Genomic DNA, 23,040 nt, shown 5'->3' with positions numbered 1-23,040 from the left:
CCCGCGCGCAGCCCAAATCGGACCGCTACACGATCATCGTCGATCAGCCTTCATTTCGTGGAGGGAACTCCGGGAACCGACGGACAGAGACTGCCTGCCCTCGGGGTCCCTGATCTCCGTCATTCCGTGCACACGCTGGCTTATGATTTCAGTGACGCGCGCCGGCTGCGCCTTTTGGTCATGAGACCATGCGGGAACACCGCGCACAGCGTCGTGCCGGTGTGTCGCGGTGCAGGATTGGACCGGATCTCGAACGTGCCCCCAAGCTGCTTAAGTCTCGCTCTCATGGCGGGAATGCCGACACCGGACGATATCGCACCGTTGCCACGTTTTGTGTGATCGACCGGAAAACCGCGCCCGTTGTCGCTGATCGTCAGATGGAAGTGACCCTCGATTGCCTCGACGCCGATTCTGACCTCCGTCGCCTTCGCGTGGCGGAATATGTTCGTGAGCGCCTCCTGAACGACCCGCAGCACCGAGAGCTGGCTCGCGTAAGGTAGCTGATCGACGGCGGTGGGAATCCTCGTGCTCACCCGCAACGACGTACGTGCACCAAACCCCAAGGCATGCTGCTCGATCGTCGCCTTGAGTCCCCGGTCCGTCAGATCTTGGGGATGGAGCAGATAGGTCAGAGAGCGGATTTCCTTGAGTGCCGCGTCGATCGACGCGTCGATATCATCGCAAAGCCGCTCGACGCCGCGCGGGTTATCGAGGCAAGTGCGGACACGCATCACACCAAGACTGGCGGCAACCAGCTCCTGGCATGTCGAATCATGAAGCTCCGATGCGATCCGCTGGTGGATGTCCTCGCGGATGGACATCAGGCTGACGTCCCCGTGAAGGAAAGCAGCCTCTTCAGTCACACAGTCGAGCCCCTCCTTGTGGAGTAACCGATGACCGCCAATCAACCGGGCCGCATTGCCGGCCATGGGATGGAGGATCGGAACAACGGTTGTCTCGACATCCCGCAGCAAGCCGCCGAGCATCAGACTGTGCTGGATTTTGGCCTCGGTTCCTTCCGCAAGACATGCCTGGAGGATTTCACAGAGACGCTCGGCGTCTTCCTTGGCAAGACATTCGAAGACGTCCAGCTCTCGGACCTCCTGCTGCGACATTCCAAGGAGAGCCTCGAAGGCCTGATTGATTGCCTCGTACACGAAGCGCCCGCCACGTGAGGGGCGGACCGCGAAAAGGAGCTCTTCGGAGTGTGTCCAATATGAGCGATCGCCAATTGCGTCCTGGCCAATCAGGTGATCGTCGATAAAGGGACGCGCCGGCTCGCAAGCAGGAGAACTGTGTGGCTTCACGGTACGCACCCAACTTTCCGGGTCGTTTTCGAGGTCGAACTCAACGCTCAATCTCGAAAGCTCCCCTCTCCAGTCGTCCCAGCATCGATCACCGGACTACAGGAAACGCCCTAGGGGATAGATCGGATTATACGCTCGATCTTACCCTCAGCCAGCAGGTTGTATTCTCCGAAGACCAAAACCTCGCATGACTGGCATGAATTCCGGCATATGACTATGCAGTTCGTGCCACGCAAATATGGCGGACGCAACGATACGGGATGCAGCGCACAGTGGTGGGATTGTGAGCCATTTCGATTTCACGCCCCCGTCCCTATCCTGAGATCGCTTTCTGCACTGCAGGATGATGTTGAGCCGACCGAGCGCGATGCAACCGCGCTGCGGTACAACCGAAATGGCACAATCTCGCCGAAAATTTCGACCTTCGATGGAGCCGGCTTGCGATCGCTGAAATCAAGCGCAAAACTCGATGTGCCCCGAACGTGCCAACAGGAGGCTTGCGTGCGAACATTCCGAGCGCTTTGCGGCGTTGCATCAATCGCAATATTTACCGGTCCGTCTTTGGCGCAGACACCCGCCAGTCAGGAGCAGAAACCTTCAATGGAAGAGTTGATGCGCCGTCTCGATGCGCTGCAAGCCCGCGCAACAGAAGGTGACAAGCTGATCAGCGCGCTGCGCCATCGCGTCGACGAACTCGAAACGCGCGATAAGCATTCGAAGTCCCAAGCCGCCACCGCACGTCGTGACGTCGTCGCACCGACCACCGGGCAAAAGCCGCCTGCGATTCCGGTTGCGTCGACTGAGCCGCGCATGACTGCGAGTGCTGCGGTCCCTCCACAAGCCGCGGCGGCGCCCATTCCGGGCCTGCGTCCGCCCGAACCGATGGGCAGTCAGTTCGACGGCGAAGGCGAGGACGCGCTGCGTTCCGATCTCCCGGGTTTGTCCTTGCGCATCCCGGGTTCGCAGTCCGAGGTGCGATTCTACGGTTTCGCGAACGTCAATGGCTACCACGACTTCAATGGCCGCAATCAGTCCGATGCGCCGACAGTGCAAACCATTCCGCTTTCCGGAAGCCCCGCCGACATCCAGGGAGGCGATACCGGATTGTCCGCCCGGTTCAGCCGCATCGGTATGGATACGCGCACGGCGACCGCCTGGGGCACTCTGGAAACCCGCTTTGAAGGCGACTTCGGCGGGGGCACGGCAGCCTCACCCAATGCGGTCTTTCGGCTCCGTCAGGCCTGGGGCGAGGTCGGCAGCGAACAGTTTCGTGTCCTGGTCGGCTGGGCGAACAGCCTGTGGAACGAGGGCGTCTATGAAACCGTGAACTTCTCGACCAATCTCAACCAGTCATTCGTGCGCCAGGCGCAGGTTCGGGCGACCGCGACATTGGCTCCGGGATTGACCGGGCACGTTTCGATCGAGATGCCGGATACGCAGTACACGTCCGCGGCAGGCGTATTCACGCAGATCAGCACCCCGGCTGGCTTTGGTGGATTGAGTCCGTCATTTGCCTCCGTGCCCGATCTACTCGGCCGGCTCGAATACCGGAACGATGGCCTGGGCCTCGACCTGCGCGGCCTGCTGCGCGATCTCACCATCCGCACGGCTGGTACGGCGGCGGCGCCGCCAGCGGTCGAGCGCAATACCGCCGGTTGGGGTGTCGCAGGTAGCGGTCGCTTCCCAATGCGATGGCTGTCACCAGCTTTCGGTCCGGACGAGCTGGTTGGCATGGCCTATTACGGCCAAGGCATCGGGCGCTATTTCGGCGCCAATACCTTCGGCCAGGATGCGCTGTCCAACATCGGTCTGCCCGGCGTTGTCGATCCCAGCCTCGACGCCCTGCCGACCTATGGCGCGAGCGCAGGCTACCGCCGCTTCTGGACACCGCAATTGCGCAGCAATTTCGTCTACTCCTACGCATGGCAGCAATATCCGTCCTATGCGCAATTGTTCGTGCCGGGATCTGCCTCGGCGACGTCGTTGAACAGCACCATGCAGCAGGGGATCGTCAATTTGATCTGGAGCCCGTTCGCCGAGCTTCGCGGCAACAGCGTCGGGACCGGATGGCTCGACGTCGGTCTTGAATATGTCTACTCCCATCGGGACGTGTACGGCGGCACCGCAGCAACAGCCCCGGTCAGCACCGGCTCTGGTACCGCCAATCGCATCCTTGGCTCGGCCACTGTGCGGTTCTGAAGACAGCCTTGTTGCTTCGCAGGCAGACATGGAAGCCTTGCTGACACAGACGTTCGTTCGGGTCGGTAATTGCCCCGGAACAATCTAGGCGCATTCGGTATTCAGCCGGATTTTGATGCGTCTTATTGATTGTTCGTAAGGCAGCGTATGAACGGACAGATCGCGAAAGGATGAGCAATCCTCTCCCGAGAGGCCTCCGTGTCTCCCATGGTCCTTTCAGATCGTCGCCGCACTCGCGGCGATGACGCTGGCATCTTCGTCAGAGGAGTAGCGGGGTCGTCGCGTTGATTACGAGATCAGCGGTTTCGAGCGCGCATTGGCGTCCGATCCTTCCTCGCTGTTCTCATAGCATCGATCATCATGGTACCAGCGCTGCTCCAGCCGTCGCTAATGGAGCGGGGGAGGATTTCCGACATGAGCGCGCGCAGTGACGCCACGAACACGCCGCCATCGAAGACGATGACGCAAAGAGCCCTCGACACTGTCGAACGTGTCGGAAACAGCGTCCCGCACCCGGTCGTGATATTTCTGATCCTCATCGCCATCGTGTTGGTGCTGTCTCACTTACTCTACATGTTGGGGGCAAGCGTCACCTATCAGGTCATCAACCCGGATACTCACAAGATCGAGACCGCGACCTCTGCCGCCAATAGCCTGCTGACGGCGGATGGAATTCGTCATATTTACACCCGGCTCGTGCCAAACCTCATGGGTTTCACCGCGGTTGGGCTGTTGATCGTCGCCATGATGGGCGTCGGCGTCGCCGAGGAAGCCGGCCTGATCAACGCGTTGATCAGAAAACTCGTGGCCGTCTCTCCGAGTTGGGCACTCGTTTACATCGTCGCGTTCGTCGGCATCTTGTCCAGCATTGCCGCAGACGCCGGCTATGTGGTGTTGATCCCGTTGGCCGGCGCCGCCTTCTTGAGCGTTGGCCGGCATCCTCTCGCCGGGCTCGCTGTGGGATTTGCCGCAGTCGCCGGTGCATTCACCGTGAACATGATCATCAAGCCGCTTGATGCCGTTCTGACGGAAATCACCAACGACGCAATCCACATGGTCAACCCCACCACGTCGCTGGATCTGACCGCCAACGTCTCGTTCTCGATCGCCTCCGTTGTTGTCCTGACCATCGTCATCGCGCTCATCAACAACCGGATCATCGAGCCACGGCTGGGCGCTTACCAGGCCGAGAAGACCGCCAACACTCAGCCGGAGGCGAACGGAGGGCAGCTTTCCGCCGACGAGTCGCGTGGGCTGAGGTACAGCGGCTTTGCGCTGCTCGGGGTCGTGATCCTGTTCCTTCTGTTAACGGTTCCGTCGGGCGCGCCCCTGCGCAATCCGACCACGGGCGTCCTGATCGGCAATTCACCATTCATGAACGGCCTGATCGGGGTTATCATGGTGCTGTTCCTTGCAACCGGGATCGCATACGGCATCGGCGCGAGAACGGTGAATAGCTCCACGGCCGTCATCGCGGCCATGACCAAGGCGGTGGCTTCGCTGAGCGGCACCATCCTCCTCTTCGTCGTCATCAGCCAGTTCGTCGACTACTTCAACTATAGCAACATTCCGACGTTGATGGCCCTGACGATGGCCGATGTCTTGAAGAGCGCGAATATCGGCACGCTGTGGCTGCTGGTTGGCTTCATCATTGTCGTCATGATCCTGGACTTCGTGTTCACGCCGGCGATTGCCAAATGGGCCATCTTCGCGCCGGTCTTCGTGCCGGTGTTCGTGCAGCTTAACGTTGATCCCGCGGCCGTCCTGGCTGCCTACCGCGTCGGTGACTCGCCGATCAACGCGATTACCCCGCTCAATGCCTACTTTGCCATGGTGGTCGGATTTGCCCAGATTTACGACAAGAAAGCGGGCGTCGGGACGGTTGTCGCGCTGATGTTGCCGTACACTCTCTGGATGGCCATCATTTGGACCGTGCTGTTCGTTGTCTGGTACCTGCTGGGCTTGCCTTGGGGATTGTGAGGCGCAAGGCAGCCCTAACCCGGAAAAACCCCGAGATGTCCGGGTAAATGGCCTGATTGTTCACCAAGGAAAATCAACGTTAGATGACGGTCCGTTGGGCCTCGCTAAAGGCAGTGAACGAAAACGGCGAGTGAGGAGCGTTTGACCCGACACATGTCGGGGCTCCCTCGGTGCTTCTCATTATGGAGGCTTGGAACGCGCTATGAATGCGAACGCCGATGCCGACAACAACTATTCCTACGTATCAACCGGACACTTGCCAGCCGAAGCTGAAGTCATCTCGCTGATCGACGAGGTGTACGCGCGCTACAAATCAAATACAGACGGCAAGAACTCTCAAGTATATCCCGCGCTCGCCGAGGTGCCGAGCGACCTGTTCGGCGTTTGCGTGGTCGGCACCAACGGCGCGGTCTATGCCGTAGGGGCGGCCGAATACGAATTCTCGATCATGAGCGTTTCCAAGCCGTTCATCTTTGCATTGGTCTGTCAGGTCCTCGGCGCGGCGCAGGCACGCCAGAAGCTTGGAGCGAACGCGACCGGACTTCCGTTCAACTCGCTCGCTGCCGTCGAACGCAACCCCGATGGCCGCACAAATCCGATGGTGAATGCGGGCGCGATTGCGACGACAAGCCTCGTCCCGGGGGCGACGGCTGATGCGAAATGGAAGTTTATCTACGACGGATTGTCACAGTTCGCCGGACGTCCGCTTGCGCTTAACGACGAGGTTTATGCCTCGGCGACGGAGACCAACTTCCGAAACCAGAGCATCGCCCGCCTGCTCCAGAGTTTCGAACGGATTTACTGTGATCCGGCAGAGGCGACAGATCTCTACACCAGACAATGCGCGCTGAATGTGAGTGCCAAGGATCTGGCGGTGATGGGTGCGACTTTGGCGGACGGTGGCGTGAACCCCATCACGAAAGTTCGCGTGGTCGATCCGTCGGTCTGCCACTACGCACTGGCCGTCATGACCACTGCCGGAATGTACGAGACATCAGGCGATTGGCTTTACGATGTCGGGCTCCCCGGCAAGAGCGGCATCGGCGGCGGGATCGTCACGGTCTCCCCGGGAAAGGGCGGTCTGGGGACTTTTGCGCCGCCGCTCGACAGCGCCGGAAACAGCGTCAAGGGACAGCTTGTAGCGAAGTATCTGTCGCAGCGGTTGGGCATGGATTTATTCATGTCCAACCCGGAAGCGTAGGTTTGCAATTGTCGGAGATTCAGCCCGCACTGACTGTGGCTGGACTTCAGAAAAAATGACAGGGGACACGCCATGACGATGGCATCTGCGACGACGGTTCACTCCGTTGAGGAAGAGAATGCATCCTGGGTGCCGATGATCACCATCGCCCTCGGCCAGATGATCATGTCTTTCAACGTCGCCTCCTTGCCAGTAGCGCTGGGAGGGATGGTCAACAGTTTTGGCGTTCCGCCCACGACTGTCGCCAGCGGTATCGTGGCTTATTCGATGCTTGTTGCCGGCTTCGTCATGCTCGGTGCGAAGCTGACACAGCGCTACGGAGCGACGCACGTATTCCGCGTTGCCGTTGCCGTGTTCGGCGCCGCGCAGGTGTTGATGACGTTCAGTCCAAACGCGGATCTCATGATTACTGCGCAATCCTTGTCCGGCGCGGCTGGTGCGGTGATCGTACCGTCGTTGGTCGCGCTTATCGCGGAAAACTACAAGGGGCGGCAGCAGGCAACAGCCGTTGGCGCATTGGGTTCCGCGCGCGCCGCTGCGGGCGTTCTGGCGTTTGTCATCGGCGGTACTCTAGGCACATTCATCGGATGGCGCCCTGCGTTCGGGATTCTGATCGCCGTGTCGGCTGTGGTTTTCCTTTTGAGCTTTCGTCTCAAGCCCGATGAGGCGCGTCCGGAGGTCCGGATCGATTTCGTAGGCGTCATTCTCGCTGCCGCAGCCATCATTCTGATCAGCTTCGGTTTCAACAACCTCAATCGGTGGGGGCTGGGATTGGCGGGGCCCAATGCGCCATTCGACTTCTTTGGCGTATCTCCCGCCCCGATCATGATCGTGATGGGTATCGTGCTCGGTCAGGGCTTTCTGAGTTGGACCCACAGACAGCAGGCTGCGGGGAAGACGCCGCTTCTTGCGCTCGAGGTGATCGACTCCCCGCAGGAGCGGGCGGCGGTGTATGCGATGTTTGCTGTCGTAGCGCTGGAAGCAATGCTCAATTTCTCGGTTCCATTATACATCCAGATCGTGCAGGGGCGCACGCCGCTGGCGACAACAATCGCCATGATGCCCTTCAACCTCACCGTCTTCTTCGCTGCGATGCTGATCGTGCGATTCTATGGTCGGTTCACGCCGAGGCAGATCGGACGCTATGGCTTCATACTCTGCACTGTGGCGCTCCTTTGGCTCGCCTTTGTCGTGAGGAATGATTGGAGCGCCGTCCCGGTTCTCCTTGGGCTGGTGATTTTCGGCATTGGACAGGGATCGCTGGTCACACTGCTGTTCAACGTGCTGGTCACGGCTTCGCCGAAAGAGCTCGCGGGCGACGTCGGCTCGCTGCGCGGCACGACCAACAATCTCGCCGCGGCCGTCGGCACAGCGGTGGCCGGGGCACTCCTCGTCGGCCTGTTAAGCGCGGCTGTTTTACGGACCATCGCCGAAAATCCAAAATTGCCGCCTGAGATACAGGGGCAGCTGGACCTGGATAACATCACCTTCATCAGCAATGACCGGCTGCAGAGCGTGATGGAGCAAACCACGGCCTCTCCGGCTCAAGTGGCGGAAGCGGTGCGCGTCAACACTGTCGTGCGATTGCGCGCTTTGAAAATTGGCCTCATCATCATGGCTGGCGTTGCCTTGCTTGCGATTTTCCCGGCAGGGAAGCTGCCCAATTTCCTGCCAGGCGAAATTCCCGACCCGGCGCCGCGTAAGCGCGGAAGGAACGAACAGCAATCGTAACCTCGTGGCAAAGAACAGCGTTCGCGACGACGGACAATGTGGCGATCGCGCCCACGCGTACTGACCAACGGCTCAGAAGACCCTCCGGAGGGCTCCATGACCAAGCTCGATGATGTCCTGTCCAACGTCGACGCAAATCTCGATGCGGCTCTCGAGCGTCTGTTCGCGATCCTGCGCATCAAGTCGATTTCGACCGATCCGGTTTACAAGGCCGAATGTATGGCCAATGCCGAATGGCACGTGGCCGACCTCAAGAGCATTGGCTTCGACGCCTCGGTGCGCCCGACACCGGGGCACCCGATGGTCGTGGCGCATGACCGCAACGTGCCCGGCCCCTCGGCGCTGTTCTACGGTCATTACGATGTGCAGCCGGTCGATCCTCTCGAGCTCTGGGATCGCGATCCCTTTGACCCGTCTATCCAGACGATGCCCGATGGCGCGAAGATCATCACTGGCCGCGGCTCCGCCGACGACAAAGGCCAACTCATGGCCTTTGTCGAGGCCTGCCGCGCCTGGAAGGCGGTCACCGGCAAACTGCCGATTCCGGTTTCGATCCTGCTGGAGGGCGAAGAGGAATCCGGTGGCGTGAACCTGCCCGGCTTTCTCGATGCCCATGCCGCGGAGCTGCGCGCAGATATCGGCCTGATCTGCGACACCAACATGTGGGACCACGAGACGCCGGCGATCCAGACTATGCTGCGCGGACTCTGCGGTGAAGAGGTCATCATACACGCCGCCGACCGCGACCTGCACTCGGGCTTCTATGGTTCGGCCGCGGCCAATCCGAACCGCATCCTCGCCCGCATCCTCTCTGACCTGCACGACGACAACGGACGCGTCACGCTGCGCGGCTTCTATGACGGCGTACCGGAACTTCCCAAGGCGCTGCGCGAGCAATGGGACAGCCTGAACTTCAGCGCAAAGTCCTTCCTCGGCGGCATCGGGCTTTCGATTCCCGCCGGCGAGAAGGGCCGCGACGCGCTGGAGATGGTCTGGTCGCGCCCGACCTGCGAAATCAACGGCATGGGCGGCGGCTACCAGGGGGCCGGATTCAAGACCGTGATTCCCGCCATGGCATCGGCAAAGGTGTCTTTCCGCCTGGTTTTCGATCAGGACCCCCATGCCATCCGCAAAGCCTTCCGGGAGCATGTGCATGCACGCGTCCCGGCCGATTGCCGTGTGGAATTCCTGGAGCATGGCGCGGGTCAGGCGATCCGCTTCCCGATCGAGGCCCCGGCCTTCGGCAAGGCGCGCGACGCACTGACGGCCGAATGGGGCAAGCCCGCAGTCTTCATCGGCGGTGGCGGCTCCATTCCCGTGACCCATCAGCTCAAACAATCGCTGGGCATGGACGTGGTGCTTGCGGGCTTCGGCCTCGAGGATGACCGCATCCACAGCCCGAACGAGAAGTACAATCTCAAGAGCTTCCATAAGGGCATCCGCTCCTGGGCACGTATTCTGGAAGCGCTGTCGCGGTAGAGCGGCACGGGCACGCAGCGCTGGCTCCGGGCCAGACCGCCCTCGCGAGGTGCGATGACGCCGCATATAATCATTACCTTCGCCATCATCGCCACGATGGTGCTGCTGTTCGTCTCGAACTGGGTGCCAGTCGCGGTCGTGGCGCTAAGTGCGACACTCGTGCTTTACGCGACCGGCATTCTGGAGCTCTCCGAGGCGCTGGCAGGCTTCGGCGACGCCACGATACTCTTCATTGCTTCGCTCTTCGTGGTGAGTGCCGGCCTGGATTCGTCCGGCGTCACCACGTGGGCAGGCCAGGTGCTGATCCGTTACGCCGGCGAAAGCCGGACACGCCTGTTGGTGCTGTCGATGTTGCTCGTGGCCTTTCTCACGGCGCTGATCGGCTCGGGTGGCGCAGTGGCTGCCCTGCTGCCCATGCTGGTGATCGTCTCCGTCCGGCTCAAGCGGCCGCCTGCGCAACTCATGATGCCTCTCGCCTTCGCCTCCTATTCGGGTTCGATGCTGGTACTGACCGGAAGCCTTGTGAACGTGCTGCTTTCCGACGCGGCGAGCGATGTCGGTCTCGCGCCCTTCGGCTTTTTCGAGATGACGGTGATCGGCGTACCGCTCCTGGCAGGTACCGTGGCCATCGTGATTCTTTTCGGCGATACGCTGCTGCCGGTGCGCACTAGCCGGGAAATGCCGGAGGATCTGAGCCACCATTCGCGCATGCTGACCGAGCAATACAAGCTGTTTGACCAGGTGTACCAGCTCGAGATCACCGCCGCCTCGCCCTATCGCGGCACGTTGCAGGCAGTGCTGGAATCGCGGCTGGAGCGCGAGAACCACCCGGAACTCAGCTTCATCGCTATTCGCCCTCGCCGCCAGAACAGCATCTCGTGGCAACATTCTCTCGTGGAAGGCGATCGGCTCATCATGCGCGGTGAGCAGGCGGCGATGGACGCGTTCGCGGAGCAGCATGGACTGACGCCCTGCCAGGAGACGATCGGCAAAATGCGGGAGGCACTGTTCAACGATAGCCATGGCTTTTCCGAGGTGGTGCTGCCGCCCCGCTCTCGTCTGATCGGTGAGACCGTCTTCCCCGGCATGGTCACCGAAAGTGGCGATCTGATTATCCTGGGCGTTCAACGCGGCGGCGAGAATCTCGGACCGGGCGAAACCGTTCTTGCGGCGGGTGACACGCTGTTGCTGCAAGGCCGTTGGGAAGCGCTTGAGGAGTACGGGCGAGATCCCAACGTGCTCGTCGTTGCTGCCCCTGACATGATCCGCAGCCAGGCCAGGCCCCTGGGCACCGGCTCCATACGCGCCATTGTCATTCTCGCGGTCATGGTTACGCTGCTAGCGACGGGCGTCGTGCCAAGAGTCGTCGCTGGATTGGCGGCGGCCTGCGCGGTGATCCTGTTGCGCGTACTCAAGATCGAACGAGCCTATCGGGCGATCAACTGGAACGTGCTAATCATGGTCGCTTCGCTGATCCCGCTCTCGACCGCCATGTACAAGACGGGTGCAGCCTATCTCATCGCCGATACACTCGTTGCCATTGTCGGCAATGCGAGCCCGTACGCGCTGCTGGCGGGGCTGTTTTTGCTCACGGCGCTAATCGGCCAGTTGATCAGCAGCACAGCGACGACACTCATCGTCATTCCGATAGCGATTGCCTCCGCGGAAGCCGTCGGTGTCTCGCCGCGCACCGCGCTGGTGACTGTGGCGGTGGCTGCCGCCGCTTCCTTTCTTACGCCAATCGCCGCCTCAGCGAGCCTCATGGTGCAGGGCCCCGGCGGCTATCGATTTGGTGATTTCTGGAGGATGGGTCTACCGTTGCTGCTCTGGTTCTTCCTGGTAGGCACGTTTCTCGTGCCCATGCTCTGGCCATTCGCAGGATGAGCAGTTTGCGCAGGATGATTGGTTTGCGTCTTAACCGACCGGGTATTTCCGCATGAACACCAATCTTGCTTTGGTTCTTCTGCTGCTTGCGGCCGCGATCGTGATGTTTATGGCCAATCGCCCGCGCATGGATGCGGTCGCGCTGCTGATGATCGTGATCATGCCATTTACTGGGGTGATTACCATCAACGAGGCGCTGGCGGGGTTCAGTGATCCCAGCATCGTGCTGATCGCGGGCCTCTTCGTGATCGGAGAAGGGCTGGTGCGCACCGGCGTGGCGCGTCGCCTCGGCGACTGGCTGAATGCGACCGCCGGCAGCAGCGAGACGCGCATGCTGGTGCTGCTGATGCTCGCGGTCAGCGGGCTCGGTGCATTCATGAGTTCGACCGCCGTGGTGGCCATCTTCATCCCGGTCGTGCTGCGCATCTGTCAGAACACGGGCGCCGCGCCGAGCCAGCTGATGATGCCCTTGAGCTTTGCGGCCCTGATCAGTGGCATGCTCACCCTCGTTGCGACGGCGCCGAATCTCGTGGTCAACGCTGAGCTGATCCGCCAGGGTGCGGCAGGCTTCGGCTTTTTCAGCTTCACGCCCTTTGGGCTCACATTCCTGGCGCTCGGCATTGCTTATATGCTGTTCGCGCGGCGGTTTCTGCCCGTCTCGGCCAAGCGTGTGGACGGCGAGCTCCGTCAGCCGAACTTGCTTGATTGGGTGACGCAGTATGGCCTCGTCGATCGCGCCTTGCGCGTACGCGTGCTGACTGACTCGCCACTGGTCGGCAAGCGCCTGGAAGAACTCCCGCTCCGGAACAGTGGCGTGAATTTGCTCGCCATCGAGCTTCCCGGCCGCTTCGGGTCCGAGGCGATCCGCCCGAACGCAAGGACCGAGCTCGCCGCGGGGCAGATCTTGCTGCTCGACGTCATCGCGTCCCCTGCCGAAACCAACCGGATGCTGAATGACTATATGGTCGAAAAGCTCCCTTTGGGCGATTGCGGCTACTTCACCGATCGTTCGCAGGAGATCGGCATGGTCGAAGTCATCGTCCCGGCGGAGTCCAAGCTGATTGGCCAGAGCATTTTGCAAGCGCGGGTGCGCAGCGAAATGGGATTGACGGTGTTGGGGTTGCGGCACGGTCGCGAGGTTGTGAGCCAGGGGCTGCTCGATGAGACCTTGAAGGTCGGTGACACCCTTCTGCTGACCGGCTTCTGGTCTGACATCCGCAAGCTGCGATCCGAATTCTCGGATCTTGTCGTCCTGAACCTACCGACCGAGCACAAAGACGTTCTGCCGGCCGCGAACCTCGCACCTCAGGCTCTGGCGGTGCTGGCTTTGACGGTCGGTATGATGGTCAGCGGTGTGGTGCCGAACGTGCACGCGGTTCTGATCGGCTGCTTGCTGATGGGGTTGCTGGGCTGCGTGGATTTCAACAGCGCCTATGCCTCGATCAACTGGAAGAGCCTGGTTCTTATTGTCGGCATGCTGCCCTTTTCGCTGGCGCTGCAACGTACCGGTGGCGTCGATCTCGCCGCCGACGCGGTGACGCATCTTGCGGGCGAGGCATCACCGCGAGTCCTGTTGGCGCTGCTCTTCGTGATCACGGCTGCGCTTGGCCTGTTCATCTCGAATACGGCGACCGCGGTGCTCATGGCGCCAGTAGCGCTCGCTGTCGCGAAGGACATCGGCGCCTCGCCGTATCCCTTCGCGATGACTATCGCCATCGCGGCCTCGGCCGCCTTCATGACGCCTGTGTCTTCGCCGGTGAACACCTTGGTGGTCGGACCGGGCAATTACGGTTTCGGCGATTTCTTGAAGATTGGTGTCCCTTTTACCGTCGTCGTGATGGTAACGACCCTGGCGCTGGTGCCTTGGCTGCTCCGATTTTAGCGGCCGTCAGGCCGGGCGCGATCCCGCGGACGGTTGCTCTTTCTCGTCCCGCGCAAACCAGGCTACATACAGCGTCGGCAGGAAGACCAGCGTCAGAACGGTGGCGACCAGGAGTCCGCCCATGATCGCGAATGCCATCGGTCCCCAGAATACTGTTGGCGCGATTGGAATCATCCCGAGAACAGTCGATATGGCCGTCAACATGATCGGCCGAAAACGGGAGCTGCTGGCATCCACCGCAGCGTCCCAGGCCGTCTTGCCCAAAGCGCGTTCGGCGTCGATCTGACCGATCAGAATGACCGCGTTCTTGCTGATCATGCCGAGCAGCGCGAGTACGCCGAGAATGGCGACAAAACCCAGGGGCCTGCCGGACAGCATCAACGCAGCAACCACGCCGATAAGGCCGAGCGGCGCCACGCTGAGCACCATGAACAGTCTCGGAAAGCTCTGGAGCTGCACCATGAGGACGGTAAACATGACGAACAGCATCACCGGCACCACCGCCAGCACAGACGCCTGCGACTTCTGACTTTCCTCCACGGTGCCACCCACGACGACGCTGTACCCCGAAGGAAGGCTTTTTCTGAAGTTCTCGATCGCCATCGAGAGCGACGTAACCACGCTCTCCGGCAGCTTGTCACCGGCAATGGCAGCCTGAACCGTCAGGGTCGGAATGCGGTCGCGCCGCCAGACGAGCGGAAACTCCTGGTCATATTCGAAGGAGGCGAACTGGCTGAGAGGAACAGTCTGCCCACCCGGCAGCGCCACCTGCAAGTTGCGCAGACCGTCCAGCGAGCCCCTCTGCTCGTTGGTCGCGCGCGCCACCACATTGACCAGATAGATATCGTCGCGAACCTGGGTAATGGGTGTGCCGGATATGACCGTATTCAGGACTGTCGCGATCGCTTGCGAACTGAGGCCGAGAAGGCGAGCCTCGTTCTGGTCCACGCGAATACGCACTTGGCGATTGGGTTCCATCCAATCGAAATTCACCTGTTTGGTGTCCGGACTGGAGGCTACGATCTGTCCGACTTTGAGCGCGATTTCGCGCACCCGCTCCACGTCGGGCCCACTGACCCGATACTGCACCGGCCATCCAACCGGCGGTCCGAGCTCAAGCGGAGAAACGAACGCAATCGCGTTAGGAAACTCCTGCGCGAGCAGCTTTTCGAGCTTGGAATGCAGGCGCTCGCGTGCAGCGACATCCTTGGCGATCACCACGGCCTGCGTGAAGAAATCGTTCGGGAGCTGAACATTAAGGGGCAAATAGAAGCGGATGGCGCCGCGCCCGACATAGGTGCTCCACCGCGCCACATCGGCATCGGTCGAAAGGGCAGCATCCAGGCGCTTTGCCGCAGCCTCGCTCGCGTGGATTGACGAGTTCTGCGGCAAGCTCAGGTCCACGAGCAATTCGGGACGGTCCGACGATGGAAAGAATTGTCGCGGGATGAGCGGCAGCGCAAGCACCGAACAGACGAAGAGCGCCAAGGAGATCGCGATCGTCAGCCATTTCGCGCGCATCGCGAAAGTCAGGAAACTCCGATACATGCGGAAGATCCTGCCCGGATCCGCCGTACTTGTCTGCTTCGGTGGAACAAGGATCGCTGCTCCGAGCAGTGGCGTGAAAATGACCGCAACGAACCAGGAAACCAGCAGTGCGATCGTGACCACGGCGAAGAGCGAGAACGTGTATTCACCGGCGGAACTCGCGGCAAAGCCGACCGGTATAAAGCCCGCTATCGTCACCAGCGTGCCCGCGAGCATCGCCATTGCATGGGTCCGATATGCGAAAGTTGCCGCCTCGATCTTACTGGCGCCCTCTGCGAGCCGACTGAGCGTCGCATCGGTCGTGGTCATCGCATCGTCGACCAGCAATGCGAGCGCAATGATCAGCGCGCCAAGCGATATTCGCTGCATATCGATGCTGAGAAGTCCCATGATCGGAAACACGATCGCCAGCGTGAACGGTATGGCCAGCGCGATGATCAGGCCGGGTCGTACGCCCAGGCTGATGAAACTCACCACCATGATGATGCCGATCGCCTGCATCAGCGAGACCGTAAACTCGCGGATCGCCTGGTCGACGACAACGGGCTGGTCCGCGACCAGGCTGGGCTCAATTCCAATGGGGAGATCCGCGGTGATTTGCGCCATTGCCTTTCTAATATTGGCGCCGAGCGCGAGAATGTCGCCGCCATCCCGCATGGCGATTGCAAGGCCTATTGCCGGTTTGCCATTGATCCGAAACATCGGCTGGGGCGGATCCGTGTAGCCGCGTCGCACCTGCGCAATATCGCTTAGGCGAAGCATGCGGCCGCCGGCGGAAAAATTGATGTTGGCGATGTCCTGCTCCGACTGGAAGCTGCCTGATACCCGAATCGAGATGCTTTCCAAGCCGGTCTGAATCGTTCCTGCCGGACGCACGATGTTTTGCGACTGGAGCGCCGCAATAAGAGCGGACCGATCAATTCCGAGGGCCGCGAGCTCCTTCGTGGAGAACTCGACGAAGATCACTTCATCCTGTTCGCCCAGAAGCTCAATCTTTGACACGTCAGGTACGAGAAGCAGCCTTGAGCGGATGTCTTCGACCCGATCGCGCAACTCACGCTGAGTGAAGCCGTCACTGGTAAAGCCATAGATGATGCCGAATGTATCACCGAATTCGTCATTAAACCCCGGCCCGATCACGCCTGCGGGTAGTGTATGGCGCATGTCTCCGATCGTCTTTCGTACGTGGTACCAGGTGTCGGCCACCTGTTTCGCATTCGCGCTCCCCTTCAGATTTACAAAGACGGTCGCGACACCGGCCCTTGTGAAGCTCCGCAGGAAGTCCAGATGCGGCGTTTCCTGCAAGTGACGTTCGAGGCGCTCAGTCACCTGCTTCATCGTCTCTTCCACAGTTGCGCCGGGCCACGCGGCCTGGACGACCATGGTCTTGATGATGAAGGCGGGATCTTCGTTGCGCCCCAACCGGAAATAGGACAGCGCTCCCCCGACCACCGCAATCATCATCATATAGACGACCAGCGAACGGTGTTTCAGAGCCCAGTCGGAAAGATTAATTCCGCTCATGGCTCGGATCGAAGAATCCGGACCTTCTGACCCGGATGCAACGCCTGAACGCCGGCGGTGACAACTATTTCGCCGATGTCGAGCCCCTGGGAAATGATGGCCTGCGCTTCATCGAATCGCAGCACGTCCACATTGCGCACCGCGACCGTGGCGGTGGCCGGGTCGACGACCCATACGGCGGGCTGCTCGTTCATCCTGGTCAGCGCGGAAGATGGAATATCGATCATCGGCCCTGCAGTGGTACTCACTCGCCCTATTACTGACGCACCCAACCGCATCGCGGCTGGCGGATCCGTCAGGCCGACCTTGACCTCGAAGGTTCGGGTCACAGCACTGGCCTGTGCAGCGACTTCGCGAATGCGCCCTTGCGCCGTTATCGACGGATCGTCAGCCAAGCTGACAGTAATCTCTGGATCGGTGGAGGCCGACCTGATCAATTGAGCGGGGACATCGAAGATCGCATCGCGACCGTCCTGCCGTGCGATCCTGGCGATCATCTGCCCGACCTGGACGACCTCGCCGGCGACCGGACCTGTGGCTGTTATCACGCCGGGTGCATCAGCCTTGAGTTCGGTGAAACCAACGAGGTCATGCGCAGAACTCAGTTGCGCTTCGGCCGCATCGACTTGCGATTGCGCGGTTTGCCGTGCCTGGGTTGCGGCATCATAGTTGACGCGCGTGGTCCACCCCTGCGCCAACAGCGTCTCCTGACGATCGAAGTGATTGCGCGCCTGGGTCAACTGCCCCTGAGCGGCGGCAAGGGAGGCCTGCGCCTGCCGCAGCGTGCTCAGTTCATTCTGCGACTCCAATCGTGCCAGCACCTGGCCGGCCTTGACCCGGTCGCCTATCTTGGTGTCATTACTCAACAATCGTCCCGAGATCCGGAATGCGACATTCACCTCGTCTTCTGCCTCGACCCGTCCGGAGAATGTCAGCGGCGTTGTGACCTTGCGTTTTTCTACGGTCGCTGTACGTACGATCCGCGGCGGAGATGCGTCCTTGGTTTCGGTTTCCCGTCCACATCCTGCCAGCATCAGCGAGAACGCCGTCACCAGCGTCGATGTGAGGATGTTTCGGGGCGCGGATCGGCTGCCGTGCATGAACATGACCTGTTCCGTTCCGGGAGTGAGATCTTGCCGGGAGGATTGCTCAGTCCGCAGTCGCATTTTCCCCGGTACCGCCATCCGCATTTTTGCCGAAGGAGTCCGCCGTCAACATCGGTAAATCTACTCGGTGGCGCCGGATGGAATCCGTGCTCGGCCATCAGCAGATTCCTGAGACATGATCAGGCAATCACCCGATGTCGCCGGTTCCGTCCACGACGCATGATGCAATCGTCAGGTGAAGCAGTCGCGACCCCTGCCGCGGCTCCGCCGTTTGAATTCTCGTCTGGGGCGCGCAAACGCGCTTCCTCAAAACACGGCAGACCCGGACGACACAATCCGGGAGCAACCGAGGAAACCGGGATGACAGGGTCCTCAGGTGATCGATATGGGCGTGCCGTCGTCGCGGTTAGAGGATCGTGGCGAACTGCGACTTTCAGAGCCACATTTTTCCTTTGCCTCTGGCTCGTGCTTGCCGGCGCCAATCCGACAGATATTCCTGCCGCGGCGGCAGCAATCGCGGCAGCAACCTGGACAAGCCTGCACCTGCTGGAGCCGAGCAGATCCCGGCGGTCAATTCCTGCCATGGTCCGCCTGGCGCTGCTTTTCCTATACCAATCGGTGGTCGCCGGCGTAGACGTCGCACGCCGCGCGCTCGATCCCCGGCTGCCGCTGCGGCCGGGATTTGTGCTCTATCCGACCGGCCTCTCACGCGGGATGCAACGGAACGTGTTCACGACACTCACCAGCCTTTTGCCTGGCACAGTGCCAACCGGGGAGGAGAACGGGCAGCTCGTCTATCACTGTCTCGACGTCGAGCAACCGGTCGTTGCCGAACTTGCCGCGGAGGAAGCGGCGTTGGTTCGGGCCCTCTACAATGACTGAATTCCTCACTGCCGCAGTCGGCTTGATCCTGGCGATGCTGGGGCTCGGGCTGGTCTCCATCTTGCGTGGCCCGACAGATGCCGACCGGATGATGGCGGCGCAACTGATCGGGACTGCCGGCATTGCCGTCTTGCTGCTGCTCGGCACCGTGACAGGCGTGCCGGCGGCCGTCGACGTGGCATTGATACTGGCACTGCTCGCCACTTTCGCATCCATCGCATTCGTCAAGAAGGGGCTCTCCCGCCTCGAAACCGATGGGGCCGATCCGGGGGAGGAAAGATGAGCGTCGCACGCGACATCATCACGGTTGCGGGAGTGTCGGCAGGCGTATTCTTCTTTTTCGCCGGCACCGTCGGCCTTCTTCGCTTTCCCGACACCCTGACTCGTCTGCACGCGCTCAGCAAGGCCGATAACCTCGGCCTGGGTTTCGTCGTGCTCGGGCTGCTCCCCCAAACAGGAGGCCTGCGCGACGGACTGAAGCTGATCAGCATCTGGATGTTCGTGCTGCTCGCGGGCGCCACCGTCTCCCAATTGATCGCGCGCACGGCACGTCAGAGCGGGTCAGGCAAATGAACATCGCAACAGTGTTCGAGATCGCGCTCGCCGCCGTGGTGCTGGGCCTCGCCATCTGGACGATCTCCGTCCCCGATACTTATTCGGCCACAGTCGGCTTCATCGCCTACGGACTGCTGGTTGCGCTGATCTGGGTCCGTCTTGACGCCGTCGATGTCGCGCTGACCGAGGCTGCAATTGGCGGAGGCCTGGGCGGCGTCGTGCTGTTGGGTGCGGCGGCCCGGCTGCGCGATACCGAGGCGATGACAACGGAAGGGCCCAGCCTGATCGTGCGCTTGAGCGCGGCCATACTGTCCGCGTCGATCGCGGCAGCGCTGGCCGTCACGATCCTGCTGCTGCCCGATCCGGCGCCAACGCTCGCGCCCGCCGTCGTCGCGAATGCCGGGGCGACCGGAATGACCAACCCCGTCACCAACGTGCTCATGGCATTCCGCGGAATGGACACCATGCTCGAGAAGGTCGTGCTCCTGCTCGCCATTGTCGGCGTCTGGTCGCTTGCGTCGGATCAGGCCTGGGGCGGTCGTCCCGGACCACGCCACCAGGCTGATCCAAATGGTGTTCTCGCCTTTCTTGCGCGCCTGTTGCCACCCGCCGGCATCGTCGTCGGCATTTACATCCTGTGGACGGGCGCTGATCACCCCGGCGGAGCATTTCAGGGCGGCGCGGTTCTCGCATCGATGTGGCTGCTGGTGATCATGGCCGGGTTGGTGGATACCCCGCCCGTGCGCAGTCGATGGCTACGTCTCATCCTGGTGGGCGGCCCCGGCCTATTCCTTGCCGTCGGCCTTGGCGGGCTCTGTTTTGGGTCGGCGTTCCTTGCCTATCCCGTTGCGTTCGCCAAGCCGCTAATTCTGAGCATTGAGGTCGCGATGCTCCTGACGATCGCGACGACGCTCGGCCTGCTGCTCGCCGGTGCACCTGAAAGGAGCGCTGAGCGATGAGCGCCGTGACGGTGTTCGGACTATGCGCCGCCGCGGCGGTCGGGCTCGGGCTCCACGGCCTGATCGCCAATCCGCAACCGCTTCGCAAGATCATCGCATTCAACCTGCTCGGCAGCGGCGTGTTTCTTCTGTTCGGCATCGTCGGGCGACGAGGCGCCGCAGCGGGCTTTGGCAACGACCCGGTGCCGCAGGCCCTGGTGATCACAGGAGTCGTGGTCGCGTTTTCCGCAACGGCTCTGGCGATAGCCTTGTTGCTGCGGCTTTTTCAGATCGCCGGCTCCACGACGCTCAACAGTCGGGCGGCGGCGAGCCCGCGCTCCGATCCGTCCGGTCACTGATGCTACCCCCCGCCCCCGCGCTGGTGACCACCGCCGGCGGCTTCCTGCTGGTGCTGTCGATCGTCGTGCCGGTCGCGGGCGTCTTGCTGGCGTTCGCTCTCGGTGAGCGCTACGTCCGGCAGGTTGCCTCCACGGTCGTACCGGTCGGGTTGGCGATTGCTCTCGCCGTTCTCGTGCTCTTGCCGCGGAGCGACGGCCACCTCGTCTACCTACTCGGCGCCTGGCCACCGCCGCTCGGCGTAGCCCTCCGCGCGGACGGATTGTCAGCGGTCATGCTCGCGACGACGGCGGTCGTGATCTGCGCGGTCGCCATTTTTGCCGCAACCGATTTTCGTCCCCAATCTGTCGAAGCGCGCGCACCTTTCGCATTCTGGATCCTGCTTCTGGCAATCTGGGGCGCGCTGAACACGATCTTCATCGCGGGAGATCTCTTCACGCTGTATGTTGCGCTGGAATTGCTGACGTTCGCCGCGGTGCCTCTGGTCTCTCTCGACGGTCGCGCGGAGACGCTTCGGGCTGCGTTGCGGTACCTGCTCTTCGCACTGCTCGGCTCGGTCCTCTACCTGATGGGCACCGCGCTGCTCTATGGTCTCTACGGCACGATTGATATCGAGTTGTTGTCGCATCGCGTGAGCGCGGACTCCGGCGTGCTCATCGCGGCAGCCTTGATGACGACCGGTCTCCTCGCAAAAACTGCACTCTTTCCGTTGCACCTCTGGCTGCCACCCGCTCACGCGGGCGCACCGGCCGCAGCTAGCGCGATCCTGTCCGCCTTGGTCGTGAAGGGATCGTTCTTCATCCTTGTGCGGCTCTGGTTCGACGTCATGCCGGGTTTGCCCGGCTTGGCTGCCGCACAATTGCTCGCGGCGCTTGGAACCGGAGCGATCGTGTTCGGAAGCGTTGTCGCTCTCCGGCAAGAGCGCCTCAAGCTCCTGATTGCATATTCGACGCTGGCTCAGATTGGATATCTCTTCCTGATGTTTCCTCTTGCGTTCGGCGCGTCCGGGAAGCTCGAAAGTGACCAGGCCCTGGCGGGCGGCCTATTGCAGGCGGTTTCCCATGCGACTGCCAAGGCGGCGATGTTCATGGCCGTCGGATCAATCTACACCGGGCTCGGCCACGATCGCATCACCGGACTGCGAGGTGTCGCACGGGCCCTGCCCTTGAGCGTCCTGGCGTTCGCGATTGGCGGCATCGCCTTGATGGGTGTTCAACCGAGCGGAGCGTCACTCGCGAAGGAGTTATTGCTCCAGGACACGGCGAGGACGGGGCAGTGGTGGTGGGCCGTCGTGCTCCAGGCCGGCGGAATGTTCACGACCGCCTATGTCGTACTAGTCCTGTCCCATGCGTTCGCGCCATCAGACCAGCCGATTGCCCTCATCGGCCCAGCACCGCTCAGCCGGGACCTTGCTGCACTTGCCTTGGCCCTCTGTTCTCTGTTCCTTGGCTTGCTGCCCTGGGATTCGTATTTGCCGGTCCCGTATGATGCCACATCGAAGCTGTTCGGCATCGACGCGCTATCCAAATTGCTCCTGCCTGTGCTGGGAGGGGCGGCGCTCGCGATCCTGCTCAGCCCGTGGCCACACCCGCTGGGCTCATCCGCGGCCTGGAAAGCGCTCATGAGAGTGGTCGGTCCGCTCCGGCGCGGCTGTCTTAGATTCGGCAGCCTTATCGAAAGAGGCGACGAAGTTCTCCGTCAATGGTCCGCCGCGGGCATCTCCCTGCTCCTGGTGTCGCTGCTGCTCGCCGCGTCGATGTTCGCAGCAAATTGAAGGCTCAGAACAGCCGGATCGCGCAGATCGGGCCGAGGGATTCCCCTGCTCTAATGATCCGGAACATTCTCTCCCGCGCCCAAGGGTTTTCTCGGATGCCGAGCTTGCAATTCGCCGTTTAGTCTCCGCGCCATGCAGTTGGCATCAGTCTTCCCGCGGTCCCTGCGGGAATGCCCAGGAGGTCTCCATGTCTGATCTGGTTGCAATCGTTTACCCGACCGAAGCAAAGGCCGAAGAAGTCCGAACTCGGCTGCTCAAACTGCAAAAGGAATATTTGATCACCATTAGTGACGCCGTGATCGCCGTCAAGGCCGAGAACGGCAACATCAAGCTCAACCAGCTCGTCAACACCACGGCGACGGGCGCGATTACCGGCAGCTTCTGGGGACTCCTGGTCGGCGTGCTCTTCCTCAATCCGATCATCGGTGTCGCGGTCGGCGCTGCGTCCGGCGCGCTTGGAGGCGCCTTGTCCGATTTCGGCATCAACGATTCCTTCATGAAGGAGCTGTCCGCTTCGCTCCACACCGGCAACGCCGCGCTCTTCGTCCTGATCAAGAACATGACCGCAGACAAGGTGTTGAAGGAAATCAAGGATGCCGGCGGAGTCGTGTTGAAAACGTCCCTGGACGAGACCAAGGAAAAGATCCTGCGCGATGCGCTCGCCAGCGCGGCGGAGCGGCCGGCGGCCTGAAG

General features: G+C 61.5%; 17 protein-coding genes. 14 read left to right on the top strand and 3 right to left on the bottom strand.

Annotated elements, in window-relative coordinates; genetic code table 11:
* Positions 1-140: 140 nt before the first annotated feature.
* Positions 141-1,358 (bottom strand): sensor histidine kinase, encoded by a 1,218-nt coding sequence (locus tag AB7531_RS11280; RefSeq protein WP_231142851.1) that lies wholly within the window; start codon positions 1,356-1,358, stop codon positions 141-143.
* A 549-nt stretch (positions 1,359-1,907) separates the two neighbouring features.
* Here AB7531_RS11280 and AB7531_RS11275 point away from each other — a divergent pair.
* From AB7531_RS11275 to AB7531_RS11245, 7 genes are all read left to right on the top strand, one after another.
* Positions 1,908-3,506, top strand: coding sequence for a DcaP family trimeric outer membrane transporter (locus AB7531_RS11275; RefSeq protein ID WP_063981785.1), 1,599 nt, complete (start codon positions 1,908-1,910; stop codon positions 3,504-3,506).
* A gap of 414 nt (positions 3,507-3,920) precedes the next feature.
* Positions 3,921-5,486: an AbgT family transporter gene (locus AB7531_RS11270; RefSeq protein ID WP_063981784.1), complete on the top strand. Its 1,566-nt coding sequence runs from the start codon at positions 3,921-3,923 to the stop codon at positions 5,484-5,486.
* Positions 5,487-5,688: 202 nt separating this feature from the next.
* Positions 5,689-6,687, top strand: a complete 999-nt coding sequence (glsA, locus tag AB7531_RS11265) for a glutaminase A (RefSeq protein WP_028152042.1) — start codon at positions 5,689-5,691, stop codon at positions 6,685-6,687.
* Between the two features lie 72 nt (positions 6,688-6,759).
* Positions 6,760-8,418 (top strand): MFS transporter, encoded by a 1,659-nt coding sequence (locus AB7531_RS11260; protein WP_245328576.1) that lies wholly within the window; start codon positions 6,760-6,762, stop codon positions 8,416-8,418.
* A 96-nt stretch (positions 8,419-8,514) separates the two neighbouring features.
* The gene (locus AB7531_RS11255) at positions 8,515-9,897 is read left to right on the top strand and encodes a M20/M25/M40 family metallo-hydrolase (RefSeq protein WP_063981783.1); all 1,383 of its coding nucleotides are present in this window, start codon (positions 8,515-8,517) and stop codon (positions 9,895-9,897) included.
* Between the two features lie 54 nt (positions 9,898-9,951).
* Entirely contained in the window at positions 9,952-11,781 is a 1,830-nt protein-coding gene (locus tag AB7531_RS11250) for an SLC13 family permease (RefSeq protein ID WP_063981782.1), read from the top strand.
* Between the two features lie 52 nt (positions 11,782-11,833).
* Positions 11,834-13,663 (top strand): SLC13 family permease, encoded by a 1,830-nt coding sequence (locus tag AB7531_RS11245; protein ID WP_063981781.1) that lies wholly within the window; start codon positions 11,834-11,836, stop codon positions 13,661-13,663.
* 6 nt (positions 13,664-13,669) lie between these two features.
* Here the strand turns inward: AB7531_RS11245 and AB7531_RS11240 are convergent, their stop codons facing one another.
* Together AB7531_RS11240 and AB7531_RS11235 are read right to left on the bottom strand one after the other, a co-directional pair.
* Positions 13,670-16,735, bottom strand: coding sequence for an efflux RND transporter permease subunit (locus tag AB7531_RS11240; RefSeq protein ID WP_063981780.1), 3,066 nt, complete (start codon positions 16,733-16,735; stop codon positions 13,670-13,672).
* Positions 16,732-17,835: an efflux RND transporter periplasmic adaptor subunit gene (locus AB7531_RS11235; RefSeq protein ID WP_441280289.1), complete on the bottom strand. Its 1,104-nt coding sequence runs from the start codon at positions 17,833-17,835 to the stop codon at positions 16,732-16,734. The genes AB7531_RS11240 and AB7531_RS11235 overlap by 4 nt, the downstream gene beginning before the upstream one ends.
* A 366-nt stretch (positions 17,836-18,201) precedes the next feature.
* Between AB7531_RS11235 and AB7531_RS11230 the strand changes: the two genes are divergently transcribed.
* The 7 genes from AB7531_RS11230 to AB7531_RS11200 all read left to right on the top strand — a co-directional run bounded on the left by AB7531_RS11230 (position 18,202) and on the right by AB7531_RS11200 (position 23,038).
* Complete coding sequence (locus AB7531_RS11230; protein WP_063981779.1) at positions 18,202-18,723, top strand: Na+/H+ antiporter subunit E; 522 nt, start codon at positions 18,202-18,204, stop codon at positions 18,721-18,723.
* A complete protein-coding gene (locus AB7531_RS11225) occupies positions 18,716-19,006 on the top strand; it encodes a monovalent cation/H+ antiporter complex subunit F (protein ID WP_063981778.1) in 291 nt (96 codons plus the stop codon). Before AB7531_RS11230 ends, AB7531_RS11225 begins: the two co-directional genes overlap by 8 nt.
* Complete coding sequence (locus AB7531_RS11220) at positions 19,003-19,296, top strand: cation:proton antiporter (protein WP_028152034.1); 294 nt, start codon at positions 19,003-19,005, stop codon at positions 19,294-19,296. The genes AB7531_RS11225 and AB7531_RS11220 overlap by 4 nt, the downstream gene beginning before the upstream one ends.
* 11 nt (positions 19,297-19,307) lie before the next feature.
* The gene (locus AB7531_RS11215; RefSeq protein WP_245328575.1) at positions 19,308-20,237 is read left to right on the top strand and encodes an MnhB domain-containing protein; all 930 of its coding nucleotides are present in this window, start codon (positions 19,308-19,310) and stop codon (positions 20,235-20,237) included.
* Positions 20,234-20,575: an NADH-quinone oxidoreductase subunit K gene (locus tag AB7531_RS11210; protein WP_063981776.1), complete on the top strand. Its 342-nt coding sequence runs from the start codon at positions 20,234-20,236 to the stop codon at positions 20,573-20,575. Before AB7531_RS11215 ends, AB7531_RS11210 begins: the two co-directional genes overlap by 4 nt.
* 23 nt (positions 20,576-20,598) lie before the next feature.
* Positions 20,599-22,347, top strand: a complete 1,749-nt coding sequence (locus AB7531_RS11205; RefSeq protein WP_084795342.1) for a complex I subunit 5 family protein — start codon at positions 20,599-20,601, stop codon at positions 22,345-22,347.
* 187 nt (positions 22,348-22,534) lie between these two features.
* The gene (locus AB7531_RS11200) at positions 22,535-23,038 is read left to right on the top strand and encodes a DUF1269 domain-containing protein (RefSeq protein ID WP_028152030.1); all 504 of its coding nucleotides are present in this window, start codon (positions 22,535-22,537) and stop codon (positions 23,036-23,038) included.
* Positions 23,039-23,040: the final 2 nt, after the last annotated feature.

The organism is Bradyrhizobium sp. 63_E2_N1_3 (assembly GCF_052076005.1).
In the GTDB taxonomy this organism is placed as follows: Bacteria; Pseudomonadota; Alphaproteobacteria; order Rhizobiales; family Xanthobacteraceae; genus Bradyrhizobium; species Bradyrhizobium barranii.
This window is presented reverse-complemented; position numbering and strand designations above follow the sequence as displayed.

What these genes read in the sequence shown, in the direction of transcription:
- AB7531_RS11250 (WP_063981782.1), top strand. Translation starts at nt 9,952, where the DNA reads ATGACGCCGCATATAATCATTACCTTCGCCATCATCGCCACGATGGTG.
- AB7531_RS11225 (WP_063981778.1), top strand. Translation starts at nt 18,716, where the DNA reads ATGACTGAATTCCTCACTGCCGCAGTCGGCTTGATCCTGGCGATGCTG.
- AB7531_RS11220 (WP_028152034.1), top strand. Translation starts at nt 19,003, where the DNA reads ATGAGCGTCGCACGCGACATCATCACGGTTGCGGGAGTGTCGGCAGGC.
- AB7531_RS11240 (WP_063981780.1), bottom strand. Translation starts at nt 16,735, where the DNA reads ATGAGCGGAATTAATCTTTCCGACTGGGCTCTGAAACACCGTTCGCTG.
- AB7531_RS11245 (WP_063981781.1), top strand. Translation starts at nt 11,834, where the DNA reads ATGAACACCAATCTTGCTTTGGTTCTTCTGCTGCTTGCGGCCGCGATC.
- AB7531_RS11200 (WP_028152030.1), top strand. Translation starts at nt 22,535, where the DNA reads ATGTCTGATCTGGTTGCAATCGTTTACCCGACCGAAGCAAAGGCCGAA.
- AB7531_RS11210 (WP_063981776.1), top strand. Translation starts at nt 20,234, where the DNA reads ATGAGCGCCGTGACGGTGTTCGGACTATGCGCCGCCGCGGCGGTCGGG.
- AB7531_RS11235 (WP_441280289.1), bottom strand. Translation starts at nt 17,835, where the DNA reads ATGCACGGCAGCCGATCCGCGCCCCGAAACATCCTCACATCGACGCTG.
- AB7531_RS11275 (WP_063981785.1), top strand. Translation starts at nt 1,908, where the DNA reads ATGGAAGAGTTGATGCGCCGTCTCGATGCGCTGCAAGCCCGCGCAACA.
- AB7531_RS11270 (WP_063981784.1), top strand. Translation starts at nt 3,921, where the DNA reads ATGAGCGCGCGCAGTGACGCCACGAACACGCCGCCATCGAAGACGATG.
- AB7531_RS11255 (WP_063981783.1), top strand. Translation starts at nt 8,515, where the DNA reads ATGACCAAGCTCGATGATGTCCTGTCCAACGTCGACGCAAATCTCGAT.
- glsA (WP_028152042.1), top strand. Translation starts at nt 5,689, where the DNA reads ATGAATGCGAACGCCGATGCCGACAACAACTATTCCTACGTATCAACC.
- AB7531_RS11260 (WP_245328576.1), top strand. Translation starts at nt 6,760, where the DNA reads ATGACGATGGCATCTGCGACGACGGTTCACTCCGTTGAGGAAGAGAAT.
- AB7531_RS11230 (WP_063981779.1), top strand. Translation starts at nt 18,202, where the DNA reads ATGACAGGGTCCTCAGGTGATCGATATGGGCGTGCCGTCGTCGCGGTT.